Genomic DNA, 13,783 nt, shown 5'->3' with positions numbered 1-13,783 from the left:
TTCCGGGTCTCACGACTCGTCTTCGAGTGGCGCACTGTGTCTTCTTCCCCCGCCCCCGCCCCGCCGGCCCCCGCGCCGCCTCCCGCCCCGGCACCGGCCGAGGCCGCGTCCCGTTCACCGTGGCGGTCCCTGAGGTACCGCAGCATGCGCTGGTGGTCGGTCGCGAACTTCGTGTCGAACGCCGGTACGTGGATGCAGCTCACGGTGCAGAACCTGCTGGTCCTGCAGATCACCGGGTCCGCCGCCGCGACAGGTCTGTCGATGTCCGTCCAGGCCGCGCCGGCGCTGCTGATCAGCGTGTTCGGCGGTGCGGCCGTCGACCGCTGGCCGCGGAAACTGACCGCCGCGGTCAGCCAGGCGCTGCTCGGCGCGGTCGCGTTCGTGACGGCGCTCATGGTGGCGCTCGACCGGCTCGACGTGACCTCCCTGATGGTGCTGGCCGCCGTCACCGGCGTCATCGCCACCGTCGACGGCCCGGCGTGTTCGCTGCTGGGCAACGATCTCGTCCCGCCTCAGGACGTGCCCTCCGCGATCGGGGTGGGCGCGCTGGTCCACCAGGCGGGCCGGCTCACCGGCGCCGCGCTGGCCGGGGTGACGGTCGGCTTCCTCGGCACGGCCGCCGCCTACGCCGCCAACGGGCTTTCCTTCCTGTTCGTGGCCTCGGTCATCCCCTTCCTGCGTCCAGCGCGCGGAGCGGTCAAGCACATCGGGGCCCGGAAGCGCCGCGGTGAGGCGGACACCATGACGGTGCGGGAGGGGCTTGCCTTCTTCGCGCGCCGCCCCCGGCTGCTGGCGCTGGCCGGTGTCACCGGGGTCAGCGCGGTCTTCGGGCGCAACTACCAGCTCACCCTGGCCGTGCTCGTCACCGGACCGCTCGCGGGCGGCGCCGGGTCGTTCGGCACGGTCTCCACGGTGCTGGCGGCCGGTGGCATCGTCGGCGCGGTCCTGGGTGCCCGGCTGCGCCGGCCCTCCGTACGGATCGTGGGCGCACTGGCGGCGGCGGGCGGGCTGCTGCAGGTGGTGGCCGGGCTGTCGCCGTCGCTGGCCGTCCTGCTGGTGATGGTGCTGCCGATGGCCGTGGTGGAGTCCGTCTCCGACACCGCGGGCACCGCCGTGCTCCAGACCGACCCGCCCGCGCACATGCGGGGCCGGGTACTCGGGGTGTGGGGCAGCATCGGCACGGTGTGGAGCCTCGGCGGCCCGCCGGCCCTCGGCCTGCTGATGGAGCTGGCCGGCGCGCGGGGCGCCCTCATCGCGGGCGGGCTGATCATCGCGGGCACCATCGGCGCGGGCCACCTCCTGCGCGAGCGCCGGTCCACGGCGCCGGTGGCGGTGCGCCCCGGGGACGCCGACGCACCCGGGCAGGCGGTGCTGGGGACGGCTGCCTGAGCTGGTGGCGGGGGGGCGGAGGCGGCTGGGCCCGGCGAGCCCCGCCGCGGAGCACCCGCTCGGGCCGGGTGGGTGACGCGGAGGGTGCCGGCGTCACCCGAGCGGGAGTCAGGCGACGAGTGCCCGGCCCGGATCCAGCCGGGCGACGAGCTGGGCGTGGTGCAGTTCGGCGACGGGCGCCGCGAGGTCGGGGTGGCGCAGCAGCGCCGCCGCCCGCCGGTCGTGCTCGTCGGGCGCGAGCAGGCGGCGGAACTCGGCCGGCGTACCGGCCGTGCGGCCTTCATCCAGCGCGGCCGCGGCCAGGACGGCGAGCTCCGGGTCGGTCAGCAGACAAGCCGCCCAGCTCGCCACGACCTCGTCGACCCAGGTGCGCCAGGCGCCCCCGTCGTCCTCGTCCGGGTCGGCGGCCGCCGTGCCGTCGGCGCCGGTGATCCAGTCCAGCCGGGCGGAGCCTCCGGGGCCCGCCACGCCCATCAGCGCGGCGTCCATCGGGGTCGGATAGCGCAGCCGGGCCGCGACCGTCACGGCCTGCCGCGCCTGCGCCTCGCACAGGGCGCGGGCCAGCGCGCCGCCGGACGCCGGATAGGCGCCCGTGAGCCACTGGGCGGTCGCCGCGATGACGGGGGAGAGATCTGTATGCACTGCCGGGCCGTCCGAACTACTCGTCGTGGGGACAGGAGTCTGGTCGTCGTGGGAGAACAGGGGACCCGAAGACCGTAGCCCGCGGCTCCCGGCGCGGAACATGGCCCGGCTCTCGTCGTCGGCGTGGCCTCGGACACATGTCCGCGGGCCGGTCCGCGGGTCTGCGGACGTGTGGCGGAGCCCCTTCCCGCGCCCGTCCTCACCCAGGGATGCGACCCTGGGCAGTCCTTGTCGATCACCAGGTGGCCGCCCGGCTCACCGCGTGGAGGAGAAGTCCTGAGTACCACCGTCCTCTCCGAGGCAGTGCCCGTGGTCCTGCTCCTGGGTGTCCTGGTCTTCGCCGTGCTGCGCCCGCGGGGGCTGCCGGAGGCCGCGGCCGCGGTGCCCGCCGCCGCGCTGGCCGTGGCGCTGGGCACGGTCACCCCGCACCAGGCGTGGGAGCAGACACGTACGCTGCTGCCGGTCGTCGCCTTTCTCGCCCTGGTACTGGTGCTGGCGTACCTGTGCGCGAAGGAGGGGCTGTTCGAGGCCGTCGGCGCGGTCGTGGCCCGCCGGTGCGGTGGCAGTCCCCCGCGGCTGCTGGCCGGGGTGTTCGCCGTGGCCTGCGCGGTCACGGCCGTGCTCAGCCTGGACGCCACCGTCGTACTGCTCACCCCCGTGGTCCTGGCCACCGCGTCGCGGGCCGGCGCCCGGGCCCGTCCGCACGTGTACGCCACGGCGCATCTGGCGAACTCCGCCTCACTGCTCCTGCCGGTCTCCAACCTGACCAACCTGCTGGCGTTCGCGGCCAGTGGGCTGTCCTTCACCCGGTTCGCCGCGTTGATGGCGCTGCCCTGGCTGGCCGCGATCGCCGTGGAGTACGCGGTGTTCCGCCGTTTCTTCCGCGCGGACCTGGACGAGCCGGTGTCCGCCGGCTCCGCGCCGGCGCCCCTGGCGGAGCCGAGGGTGCCCCGCTTCACCGTCGTGGTCCTGGCCCTGACCCTGGCCGGGTTCGCCGTGGCCTCGCCTGCCGGGCTGGACCCCGCGTGGGCGGCGCTCGGCGGGGTTGTGGTGCTCGGCGGTCGGGCACTGGCCCGGCGCCATGTCACGCCCCGGGAACTGGTGGGCGCCGCGTCGCCGACGTTCTGCCTGTTCGTACTGGCCCTCGGCGTCGTGGTGCAGGGTGTGGTGGCGGGTGGCCCGGCCTCGGGGCTCGGGCGGCTGCTGCCCGAGGGGGACTCACTGCCGGCGTTGCTCGGGGTGGCCGCGGTCGCCGCGGTGCTGGCCAACCTCGTCAACAACCTGCCGGCCGTCCTCGCCCTGCTCCCCCTGACCGCGCCCGCCGGACCGGGCCAGGTCCTCGCGGTGCTGATCGGCGTGAACCTGGGCCCGAACCTGACCTACGTCGGCTCGCTCGCCACCCTGCTCTGGCGGCGGATCCTGCACCGGCACGGCATCGAGGCGGACCTCGGCCGGTTCACCCTGCTCGGGCTGCTCACCGTACCGGCCACGGTCGTCGCCTCGACCGTGGCCCTGTGGGGTGCGCTGCGCCTCATCGGCGTGTGACACCGGCGGCGCGGGCCGGTTCGGGGCGGCCGTTCGCCCGGGCGCCCCGCATGGGCCGGACGCCCGCGCGACCGGTCGCCCCGCTCCGGTCGGGCTGCCCACACCCGGTTCCCACCCACTCCTTACCTGCCGGAGGCCCGTACCGGAGGCCCGTAGCTGCCGGAGGCCGTACCGGCCGGGTCTTCGCTCACTCGGTCGCCACGACGATGCATCGCCGCAGTTCCTCCGCCGCCTCCGGGGCCCCCTCGACCGTCACACGGTCGCCCCCGGCGGTGCCCTCCCGGTTCCACAGCCGGCGCAGCACGGCCTCCGGGGTTCCACTGAACGTCACGTCGGCCGTGCCGTCGCCGGCGCCGTCCGTCACGGTGAGCTCCCCCGGGCCGGTCCGCACCCGCCACGCCGCGTCCCCGGCCCGCACCAGGAACGTACGCCCCGGCGAGCCGGCCAGGACGCCGGTGAAGTAGTCGCCCCACTCGGCGACGGAGTACGCGACGAAGACCTTGAGCAGTTCGTCGATGCCGTCCACGGCGAGATCGGCCGGGACGGGCGCGACAGGCCGGCCGGTGGCGAGTTCGGCGTCGATGCGGTGGACGACGGTCTCCTGTGCCATCCGCCGGATCCAGAAGCCGACGCTCTGGTCGGGGCCGTACCAGGCGGCGGCCGGGTCCTCGGGAGCGCGGGAGGCGAACTCGGCGCGCAGCGCGGTGTAGCCCCGGTCGAGCAGCGCCGTCGGCTCCTCCTCGGCGAACTCCTTCGGCGGCCAGGGCTCGCGCTCGACGCCCTCCCGTATGGCGACGGTCTTGTGCAGGTAGACCTCGCCGACGTGACGGGTCAGATCGCCGACGGTCCAGCCGGGGCAGGTGGGTACCGGGGCGTCGGCGTCGGTCTCGACGACGGCCCGCAGCCGGTCGTAGTCGGCCGCGAGGCAGTCGAGGAAGCGGGTGAATTCCATGCCGCAGAGCCAAACACACGCTCAGGGGCCGGGCACCGGGTTTTCCCGCCGCGGCGCCAGCCGCCCCGCGCTCACCAGGCCACGCTGGGGATCGCCGGGCGGCGCACGGCCTCCGCGGCGTCCCGCAGATGGAGGGCGACGGTGATCAGGGCACGCAGGGCGGAGGGCCGAAGGCTCTGGGCGCTCTCGGCGGCCAGGACCAGCAGGCAGCCCGCGGCCTGCTCGACGACCGGGACCGAGAACGCGAAGTCGTCACCGTCGGCCCCGCGGAACGCACGCCAGGGGGTCGCGGCGCCGTCGATGGCCTTCTGGACCGCCTGCTCGAGATGGAACGCCGCCTGTTCACACACGGGGGCGGGCAGGGTGATGGTGCGATGGAACGCTGAACTGGTCATAGTCTCACTGCTCCCCCGTACCCGGGGTGCTCGATCGGCGTACCGGGCGTTTTTCACCGGGTCGGCCGCAGCCCGGCCCTGGTCTGGTGGCCGTGTGCCCCGCCTCCTCGCCCTCGACCGCCGCGGCCCGGTTCACCGGCCGGCCGGTGACCGGTGAACGCCCGCTGTCCGGAGCGCTCACCGAAGTCACCCTCGCCGACGGACACACGGTGATGGTCAAACGCGGCGACGGCTACCGGGAGACGGCGCCGCTCGCCGAGGGCTGGGCCGACCGCGTCGGCGTGCACCAGCTCTTCCCGCTGCTGGTGCACGCCGTGCTGTTGGGGCGCGGCTACGCCGTGCAGGCGCTCACGGCGGCGCTGCGGCGCCCGGGGTGAGCGTCAGCGCGTCACGACGTGCCGCTCGTTGGGTACGCAGTGGGTCATCGTCAGGCCCTCCACGTCGCGCGGCGGGTTCTTGCCGAGGTTGGCCAGCCGCTCACGGTCCTCGTCGGTGAGGGTCTGACTGGCCAGCGGCTTCAGGTGCGAGACGTCCTGCGGGCTGATGCCGATGCCCTCGCCCACCCGCAGGCCGAGGTCGTTCTCGACCAGCAGGAAGTGCCACACCATGCGCTCCTGCACCGGACGGTCGCACTGGGAGAGCAGGTTGACGAAGTTCGCCACGAGGTCGTCGCGCTCCCACTGCTCCAGCAGCAGATAGCGCTGCCCGGCCTGCAGGTAGTCGTTGGTGCGCAGGATGCGTGCGCGGGTGAGCCGCCCCCGGATCTCCGGGCCCTGGTCGTCGTGCGTGGGGTACTCGCCCTCGCGCAGGCCGCCGGTGATCGACGGCTCGTAGTTGACGATCGGGTTCTCGCCGCCGCCGTCCTGGCGGTATGCCATCTGGCCGTCGCGCTGGTTGGTGCGCACGTCGGCGTGCTTGGCCTGGTTGACGGGCAGCTGCAGGTAGTTCGGACCGACCCGGTGGCGCTGGGTGTCGCTGTACGAGAAGGTGCGGCCGACCAGCATCTTGTCGTCGGAGAAGTCCAGGCCGTCGACGAGCACGCCGGTACCGAAGGAGATCTGCTCGTTCTCGGCGAAGTAGTTCTCCGGCATCCGGTCGAGCACCATCCGGCCGACCGGCTTCGGCGGGAACTCCTGCTCGGGCCAGGTCTTGGTGTCGTCGAGCGGGTCGAAGTCGAGCTCCGGGTGGTCGTGGTCGTCCATCATCTGGACGAGCAGTTCCCACTCCGGGTGGTCGCCGCGGGTGACGGCGTCGTAGAGGTCCTTGGTCGCGTGGCCGAGGTTCTGTGCCTGCACGTTGGCGGCGTCCTCCTCGGTCATGCTGCGGACGCCCTGCTTGGGCATCCAGTGGTACTTGACGAGCTTGGTCTCCCCGGTCGCGTTGACCCACTTGTAGGTGTTGACGCCGAAGCCCTGCTGGTGGCGGTAGTCCGCCGGGATTCCGCGCGGGCTGAACAGGTTGACCAGCATGTGCATGCACTCCGGCGTCTGCGACATGAAGTCGAAGATGCGCCGGGGCTGCTGCTCGAAGGTCACGGGGTCCGGCTTGAGGGCGTGGATGACGTCCGGGAACTTGATCGCGTCGCGGATGAAGAAGATGCCCAGGTTGTTGCCGACGAGGTCCCAGTTGCCGTCCTCGGTGTAGAACTTCACCGCGAAGCCGCGGGGGTCGCGGGCCGTCTCGGCGGAGTCGCGTCCCCCGATGACGGTGGAGAACCGGACTGCGAGGTCGGTGCGCTTGCCCCGCTCCTGGAACAGCTTGGCCCGGGTGTAGCGGTCGATCGGCTCGTCGCCCCAGGCGCCGTACGCCTCGAAGTAGCCGTACGCGGTGACCCCGCGGGCGTGGACGACGCGCTCGGGGATGCGTTCGCGGTCGAAGTGGCTGATCTTCTCCAGGAACTGGTAGTTCTCCAGCGTGGCGGGGCCGCGGGCGCCGACGGTGCGCTGGTTCTGGTTGTCGTAGACGGGGTGCCCCTGCCGGTTGGTGAGCACCTTGCGGTCGTCGCCCGGGGCGGGTCCCTGGCTCGATACGTCCGTCATGTTCGTGGGCTCCTTCGACTCGTGGCCGGCTCGGACGCGGCCCTGAGCTGCGAGGCGGCACGTCGGCCGCGCACATGGGTGCCCCGGGTACCCACGGTGAGGTGTCCGACACATACCGTTGTGTGCGTTTTCCATGCCTCGCACCGAAGGCCCGGGCGCCCGGGTCGGGGCGTCCGGGCCCCAGCGGGCCGGACGGGTCAGCCGCCGTTCAGCCGTGCGCGCAGCAGCTTCTTGCCCAGTTCGGCGCCCTTGCGGCTGTCCGCCTGCGCCTTGCGGAACAGCTCCGCGACCTCGGTGTCCTTGTTGCGCTCGGCGTCCTGGATGTACGTCTCCAGGCGCAGCGCGTTGTTCAGGCACGACTCGACGTACCAGATCAGGTTGTAGTCCTTGTCCTGCGTGCCGGTCACGCCGCCGGTCTCCGTGCCGCTGGCCATGCGGGTCTCCCATCAGGTGGTGTCCGATCCGAAGTGCGGGCCGGGTACCCGGAAGGCCACGGGGCACACGGCGTTCACGACCGGAGCCGGATCCGGGACCCGGGAGCGGACCCTGCACCCGAGTGGTGATGTCCCGCCGGGTCATGTGTCCCATTGGGACATTTTCGGGTGTACGATCGGAAGCATGACGGCAACGAAGCCCTCCACCACCGAGGACCGGCGGCAGCGCAAGGCGCGGCAGACCCGCGACGCGCTGGCCACCGCCGCCTGCGACCTGCTGCTGGAGCGCGGGCCGGCGGCGACCACGGTGGAAGCCATCGCCGAGCGGGCGGACGTCACGCGCCGCACGTTCAGCCGGCACTTCGCCGGCAAGGAGGACGCCGCCCTCGACTTCGTCCGCCGGGACGGCGACCGCATCAACGCACTGCTGCGGTCCCGTCCCGCCGACGAGCCGCCCCTGCTCGCCTATCGCAGGGCCGTGCGCGACTGGCTGGCCGACCGGGACGACCCGGCCTGGCACGTGCGTCCCCGGATGCGCCGGCTGCTGGCCCTGGCCGACACCGAGCCCGACCTGTTCGCCGCCTACCAGCGCATCCGGGTCGACGCCCAGGAGGAGTCGATCCGCATCGTCGCCGGCCGGCTCGGCACGGACGACGCCCGGGACGTACGCCCCGCCGCCCTCGTCGACGCCGCCGCCGGAGTCCTGATCGCCGCCCTCCGCCTGTGGGCACGCGGCGACGACCGGGACTCGGGAGCCGCAGACCTCGCCGCCCTCGTGGAGCGGGCCTACGACGCCCTGACCTCGGAGGCCGCGTCCGCGACCCCCGACAGCACCAACGAAGAGTGAGAACCGCACCATGAGCACCACCGGCACCTCCACCCCCGACGCCGAGTTCGCCGGCCGCACCGCCCTCGTCACCGGCGCCGCCTCCGGTATCGGCCTGGCCACCGCCCGCCGCCTCGCCGTCGGCGGCGCGAAGGTCGTCGTCGCCGACTACAACGCCGAGGGCGCCGAGAAGGCGGCTGCCGAACTGGCGGCGGCGGGCGTCCGCGCCGCGGCCGTCGAGGTGGACGTGACCCGTCCGGAGTCCGTCGAGGCCGCCGTGACGTTCGCCGTCGACACCTTCGGCGGCTTGGACCTCGCCGTGAACAACGCGGGCATCGGCGGCCCGAGCGCCCCGACCGGCGAGTACGACGTCGAGGCCTACCACCGCGTCGTGCGCACCAACCTCGACGGCGTCTTCTACTCGATGCGTTACGAACTGCCCGCCATCGAGGCGGCCGGCAAGGGCGGCGCCATCGTCAACGTCGCCTCCATCCTGGGCTCGGTCGGCTTCGCCGGCTCCCCCGCCTACGTCGCCGCCAAGCACGGCGTGGTCGGACTGACCAAGTCGGCCGCCGCCGAGTACGCGGCCAAGGGCATCAGGGTCAACGCGGTCGGCCCGGGCTTCATCGACACCCCGCTGCTGAAGAGCATGGACGAGGCCGCCTACAACGGCCTGGTCGCCCTGCACCCGGCCGGCCGCCTCGGGCGCTCCGAGGAGGTCGCCGAACTGATCGCGTTCCTGCTGTCGGACCGGGCGTCCTTCGTCGCCGGCAGCTACCACCTGGTCGACGGCGCCTACACCGCCGTCTGAGCCGGGCCCCGCTTCACGGGGAGGACGAGGGGGAGAACGAACCGGGGGGAGAACGAAGGAGTTCGACCATGAAGGCACTGCAGTACCGCACCATCGGGGCGCCGCCCGAGGTGGTCACGGTCCCCGACCCGGAACCCGGCCCCGGCCAGGTGCTGTTGAAGGTCACCGCCGCCGGCGTCTGCCACTCCGACATCGCGGTGATGAGCTGGCCCGCCGAGGGCTTCCCCTACGAGCTGCCGCTCACCCTCGGCCACGAGGGTGTCGGCACGGTGGCGGCGCTGGGCGCCGGTGTGACCGGGCTGAACGACGGCGACGCGGTCGCCGTGTACGGACCGTGGGGCTGCGGCACCTGCGCCAAGTGCGCCGAGGGCAAGGAGAACTACTGCCTGCGCGCCGACGAGCTGGGCATCCACCCGCCGGGACTCGGGCGTCCGGGCTCGATGGCCGAGTACCTGCTCATCGACGACCCCCGGCACCTGGTCCCGCTGAACGGGCTCGACCCCGTCGCGGCCGTACCGCTGACGGACGCCGGGCTGACGCCGTACCACGCCATCAAGCGGTCGCTGCCCAAGCTGGTCCCCGGGTCGACCGCGGTGGTCATCGGCACCGGCGGTCTCGGCCACGTCGCCATCCAGTTGCTGCGCGCCCTGACGTCCGCCCGGGTCGTCGCCCTCGACGTGAGCGAGGACAAGCTGCGCCTCGCCCGCGAGGTCGGCGCGCACGAGGCGGTGCTGTCGGACGCCAAGGCGGCGGACGCGGTGCGCGAACTCACCGGCGGTCTCGGCGCCCAGGCCGTGTTCGACTTCGTCGGTGTGGCGCCCACCGTGAAGACCGCGGGCGCCGTCGCGGCCGTCGAGGCCGATGTCACGCTGGTCGGCATCGGCGGCGGATCGATCCCCGTCGGGTTCGGCCTGCTGCCCTTCGAAGTGTCGGTCAACGCCCCCTACTGGGGGAGCCGCAGCGAGTTCATCGAGGTGCTGGACCTGGCCCGTGCGGGTGCCGTGTCGGTGCACACCGAGACGTACTCCCTGGACGACGCCCCGCTCGCGTACGAGCGGCTCCACGAGGGGAAGGTCAACGGCCGTGCGGTGATCCTGCCCCACGGCTGACCACCCGGCCCCTTCGGGCGGCGGGAGATCCCGGTACGGCCGCGCGGCTGAGCCGGTCCCGCGCCCCTGGGCGAAGGCGTGGCGGGGGCGCGACCGGTCCCCCGTTCCGGTCGTACCCCCGCGGCCCGTTGAACCTACGCGGACGGCTCGGCCGTTGTGAATCGCGTCGATGCCCGCTGCCGGGCCGGAAGGACTCACCCGTGCACAGGTGAGTCCGGATGGCCCGGTTTCGTCCCGCACAGGAGCGGCTCGTCGAGGTCACCCGCCGCCAGGTGGGCGAGCACCACCTCGTACAGGTCGCTGCCTGCGGCGAGCAGTTGGCGTTCGAGGACGGGCTCGGCGCTGCGGACATGCTCGCGCACGGTCTGGGCGTGCACGCCGAGCCTCTGCGCGGCCCGCTCGGCGTTGCCGCCGACGGCGATCCAGGTGCGCAGCGTGCGCCGCAGGTTGCGGGAGTCCGGCTCCAGGCGGCCCAGCAGGTCGCCGGCCCAGGTGCGCAGCGCGGGCCCGGCCAGCAGGCCGGTGAGGCAGGCGGCACCGGACTGTGCGGCGCCACCGTCGGGGTGCTGGGCGAGGGCGGCCTGGGCGTTCAGCGCGAGGTGGACGGTGGCACGGACGGTCAGGTCGGTGAAGTCCGTGCGCAGCAGTGACTCGACCCGGTCCATGCGGGCGCGGACCGTGTTGCGGCTGACGCCGAGGATCTTCGCCGTGTTGACGGCGGTGAACTCCAGGCCGAGCCGGGTGGTGGCGAGCAGTTCGGCACGGGTGTGGTGCGGCAGGGCGTCGAGCGGGCTCAGCAGGCGGGCCGTCCAGCCGTGCAGCGCCGCGGGGTCCATCAGGCGCTCGGGGTGGGTCCGCTCCGCGTACACGGCGGCCTTGTCGGGCCGGAACCGGGCGACGGCCAGGGCGCTCACGGCCTGCCCGTACGCGGTGGCGGTGCGGGCGAGGTTCTGCCGGGCGCTGCCGCCGAGGAAGACACCGGGGAGGCGGCCGACGAGCGAGCGCAGCTCCTGACCGGCCGCCTCTTCGGGGGTGAGGACGATCACGTGACCGTCCATGGCCGGGCACCGCACGACGAGCGCCCGTTCCCCCGTCGCCGACAGGCATTCCTCGGCGAGGTGGTCCCGCTCCTCGGGGCTGCTCTCCACGACGTAGACGCACGCCGCCTCGGTGTCGAGCAGGCCCGGCCAGAGCCCGGCGGCCACGCGGCGGGCGGAGACGGTGTCCTCCACCATCAGCAGTTGCAGGATGGCCAGGCGCAGGTCGGAGGTGGCCCGCCGCAGCCGGCGTCCGGCCGCGGTCGATTCGTGGCCGGCCAGCAGCAGTTCCACCACCTGCGCGGTGTGCGTGACGATGTCGGAGGCCCGCCGGTCGAACGGGGCCTCGCGCGCCACCGCGAGAACGGCGGCCGGCGCCGGATGGACCCGCTCGACACGGACGAGCCGCAGATGGCGGCCCCGGTCCTCCAGGGCGGCGGAGGCGATCCGGCCGCAGGTGATGTCGGCGACCAGGTCCTCGTCCAGCCGGGCGCGGGTGCCCGCCAGCAGACGGCCGGTGCCGTCCTGCAGTGACACGGCCGCGTGCGCGGCTGAGGCGAGCCAGGTCACGACCCTGCGCACGTCGCGTCCGGCCGGCCGCAGGTGGTCGAGCAGTTCCGCCGCCCAGTCCGCGTGCTCACCGGCCCCGGTCGTGCACTGCCGTGTCCCGTCCTCTCGGCCCGCCACGTCGGCCTTCTCCTCGTCCTCGCTCGCCCCCGGCCCAGGCCGGGGACGTTACCTCATGGCCGGGGCGGCACGGCACTTCCGGCGGGCACCGCCGCCCGGTCGGGACCGCGTCCGGGCCGCCGAACAGGCCTGTCGGTCCGGGTGCCCGAGCGGGCATAAGCTCGGTGGATGGCGAAGTACTTCGACGTGCACCCCGACAACCCCCAGCCGCGCAACATCGCCCAGGTCGCCGACAGCGTCCGCTCGGGGGCGCTGATCGCGTATCCGACGGACTCCTGCTATGCGCTGGGCTGCCGACTGGGCAGCCGCGACGGGATCGACCGCATCCGGTCGATCCGGCAACTGGACAACCGGCATCACTTCACACTGGTCTGCCAGGATTTCGCGCAGCTCGGTCAGTTCGTGCAGATCGACAACGACGTGTTCCGGGCGATCAAGGCGTCGACCCCTGGCAGCTACACCTTCATCCTGCCGGCGACGAGGGAGGTGCCGCGCATGCTCCAGCATCCGAAGAAGAAGACCGTGGGCGTGCGCATCCCCGACCACGTCGTCACCCAGGCACTGCTGGCCGAGCTCGGTGAACCGCTGCTGTCCAGCACCCTGCTGCTGCCCGGCGAGGAGGAGCCGATGACCCAGGGCTGGGAGATCAAGGACCGGCTCGACCACGTACTGGACGCGGTGATCGACTCCGGCGACTGCGGCACCGAGCCGACCACGGTCGTCGACTTCTCCGGCGGTGAGGCGGAGATCGTGCGGCGGGGCGCGGGAGACACGACCCGCTTCGAGTGACATCCGCCCCCGCCCCCAAGGGCCCCGCCCCTGCCGGTCGGCCGGCCGCCTCGGCGGTTCCCGGTTCGACGCGCCGCGCCGGTACGCGTACCGGCGCCGCCCGCGCTCCACAGGCTGACACCGCGGGTCCGGCGGCCTCGGCGACGCCGACCGCCGTGTCGATGTATGCGGGCGGTGCGCACGCGCCCGGGGCCCCTGACGTTCCCCGGGCGCGGCGTGCCACGATGCCATGATCCGCCGGTGCCGCCGGCGGACCGTCCACCGAGGCGCCGGCAGAGAGCACGACCCGGCGAGCACCACAGAGAGGCAGCCCCGCCATGACCGCCGTACAGGGAACCGCTGTCGACATCCCCACCGAAGACGGCACCGCCGACGCCTACCTGGCGCACCCCGCCGACGGGAGCCCACGTCCCGCGGTCCTGCTCTACATGGACGCCTTCGGGCTGCGCCCGCGGCTGAGGAGCATGGCCGACCGGCTGGCCGGCGCCGGCTACACCGTGCTGGTGCCGAACGTCTTCTACCGGCACGGGCGGGCGCCGGTCGCGGAGCTGCCCGGGTTCATCGATCCGGGGGCACGTCCGGACATCTTCCAGCGCCTCGGCCCGATCATGCGCTCGCTGACGCCCGACCGGGCGATGCGGGACGCCGGCGCCTATCTCCGGTGGCTGGCGGACGCACCGGCGGCGGCCGACGGTCCGGTGGCGCTGACCGGCTACTGCATGGGCGCCGGGCTCGCCCTGCGCACGGCCGGCACGTATCCGGACCGGGTCGCCGCGGCGGCCGGCTTCCACGGCGGGAACCTGGCGACCGAGGGCCCGCAGAGCCCGCACCTGGTGGCCGAACACATCACCGCCGAGCTGTACTTCGGCCACGCCGACCACGACGGGTCCATGCCGCCCCAGCAGCAGGAGCGCCTGGCGGCGGCCCTGACCGCGGCCGGCGTCCGGCACCGCTGCGAGGTGTACGACGGCGCCCCTCACGGCTACACGCAGGCCGACACCGCGGCGTACGACCCGGAGGCGACGGAGCGGCACTGGGAGGCGCTGCTCGACCTCCTGAAGCGTACGTTCTGACGGAGGAGCCTGCCCCGCCGGTCGAGGACGACGACGGGGACGAGAACGAGGACGC

Annotated in this window: 13 protein-coding genes and 1 pseudogene; 8 read left to right on the top strand and 6 right to left on the bottom strand. The window is 73.7% G+C overall.

Features of this window, described 5'->3' with window-relative positions:
- Positions 1-144 precede the first annotated feature (144 nt).
- A complete protein-coding gene (locus ACH4F2_RS12250) occupies positions 145-1,389 on the top strand; it encodes an MFS transporter (protein WP_398132636.1) in 1,245 nt (414 codons plus the stop codon).
- 108 nt (positions 1,390-1,497) lie between these two features.
- Here ACH4F2_RS12250 and ACH4F2_RS12245 read toward each other — a convergent pair whose 3' ends face one another.
- Positions 1,498-2,031, bottom strand: a complete 534-nt coding sequence (locus tag ACH4F2_RS12245; protein ID WP_398132635.1) for a hypothetical protein — start codon at positions 2,029-2,031, stop codon at positions 1,498-1,500.
- A gap of 303 nt (positions 2,032-2,334) precedes the next feature.
- Here ACH4F2_RS12245 and ACH4F2_RS12240 point away from each other — a divergent pair, with 303 nt between their 5' ends.
- Entirely contained in the window at positions 2,335-3,576 is a 1,242-nt protein-coding gene (locus ACH4F2_RS12240) for an SLC13 family permease (protein WP_398132855.1), read from the top strand.
- A 187-nt stretch (positions 3,577-3,763) separates the two neighbouring features.
- On the opposite strand, the gene ACH4F2_RS12235 is transcribed toward ACH4F2_RS12240, so the two are convergent.
- Positions 3,764-4,528 carry a maleylpyruvate isomerase family mycothiol-dependent enzyme gene (locus ACH4F2_RS12235; protein WP_398132634.1) on the bottom strand — a complete coding sequence of 255 codons (765 nt, stop codon included), beginning with the start codon at positions 4,526-4,528 and terminating at the stop codon, positions 3,764-3,766.
- 71 nt (positions 4,529-4,599) lie between these two features.
- On the bottom strand, positions 4,600-4,923 hold the full coding sequence (locus tag ACH4F2_RS12230) for a hypothetical protein (RefSeq protein ID WP_398132633.1): 324 nt from the start codon (positions 4,921-4,923) through the stop codon (positions 4,600-4,602).
- Between the two features lie 230 nt (positions 4,924-5,153).
- Here ACH4F2_RS12230 and ACH4F2_RS12225 point away from each other — a divergent pair.
- Positions 5,154-5,300 (top strand): annotated as a pseudogene (locus tag ACH4F2_RS12225) (fructosamine kinase family protein); the annotation flags it as partial.
- A 3-nt stretch (positions 5,301-5,303) separates the two neighbouring features.
- Here ACH4F2_RS12225 and ACH4F2_RS12220 read toward each other — a convergent pair.
- Together ACH4F2_RS12220 and ACH4F2_RS12215 are read right to left on the bottom strand one after the other, a co-directional pair.
- The gene (locus tag ACH4F2_RS12220; protein WP_398132632.1) at positions 5,304-6,962 is read right to left on the bottom strand and encodes a catalase; all 1,659 of its coding nucleotides are present in this window, start codon (positions 6,960-6,962) and stop codon (positions 5,304-5,306) included.
- A 197-nt stretch (positions 6,963-7,159) separates the two neighbouring features.
- Positions 7,160-7,396: a hypothetical protein gene (locus tag ACH4F2_RS12215; RefSeq protein WP_398132631.1), complete on the bottom strand. Its 237-nt coding sequence runs from the start codon at positions 7,394-7,396 to the stop codon at positions 7,160-7,162.
- 184 nt (positions 7,397-7,580) lie between these two features.
- Here ACH4F2_RS12215 and ACH4F2_RS12210 point away from each other — a divergent pair, with 184 nt between their 5' ends.
- The 3 genes from ACH4F2_RS12210 to ACH4F2_RS12200 all read left to right on the top strand — a co-directional run bounded on the left by ACH4F2_RS12210 (position 7,581) and on the right by ACH4F2_RS12200 (position 10,142).
- Positions 7,581-8,243, top strand: a complete 663-nt coding sequence (locus tag ACH4F2_RS12210) for a TetR/AcrR family transcriptional regulator (RefSeq protein WP_398132630.1) — start codon at positions 7,581-7,583, stop codon at positions 8,241-8,243.
- A 10-nt stretch (positions 8,244-8,253) separates the two neighbouring features.
- A complete protein-coding gene (locus ACH4F2_RS12205) occupies positions 8,254-9,033 on the top strand; it encodes an SDR family NAD(P)-dependent oxidoreductase (RefSeq protein WP_398132629.1) in 780 nt (259 codons plus the stop codon).
- A gap of 68 nt (positions 9,034-9,101) precedes the next feature.
- The gene (locus ACH4F2_RS12200) at positions 9,102-10,142 is read left to right on the top strand and encodes an NAD(P)-dependent alcohol dehydrogenase (protein WP_398132628.1); all 1,041 of its coding nucleotides are present in this window, start codon (positions 9,102-9,104) and stop codon (positions 10,140-10,142) included.
- Between the two features lie 194 nt (positions 10,143-10,336).
- Here ACH4F2_RS12200 and ACH4F2_RS12195 read toward each other — a convergent pair whose 3' ends face one another.
- Positions 10,337-11,866: a helix-turn-helix domain-containing protein gene (locus ACH4F2_RS12195; protein WP_398132627.1), complete on the bottom strand. Its 1,530-nt coding sequence runs from the start codon at positions 11,864-11,866 to the stop codon at positions 10,337-10,339.
- Between the two features lie 168 nt (positions 11,867-12,034).
- Here ACH4F2_RS12195 and ACH4F2_RS12190 point away from each other — a divergent pair, with 168 nt between their 5' ends.
- Positions 12,035-12,655: an L-threonylcarbamoyladenylate synthase gene (locus tag ACH4F2_RS12190; protein ID WP_398132626.1), complete on the top strand. Its 621-nt coding sequence runs from the start codon at positions 12,035-12,037 to the stop codon at positions 12,653-12,655.
- Positions 12,656-12,972: 317 nt separating this feature from the next.
- Complete coding sequence (locus tag ACH4F2_RS12185) at positions 12,973-13,728, top strand: dienelactone hydrolase family protein (protein ID WP_398132625.1); 756 nt, start codon at positions 12,973-12,975, stop codon at positions 13,726-13,728.
- Positions 13,729-13,783 lie beyond the last annotated feature (55 nt).

Source organism: Streptomyces sp. NPDC017890 (genome assembly GCF_044328675.1).
Classification (GTDB): Bacteria; Actinomycetota; Actinomycetes; order Streptomycetales; family Streptomycetaceae; genus Streptomyces.
The sequence above is the reverse complement of the archived record's forward strand: the minus strand, read 5'-3'. Positions and strand labels throughout refer to the sequence as shown.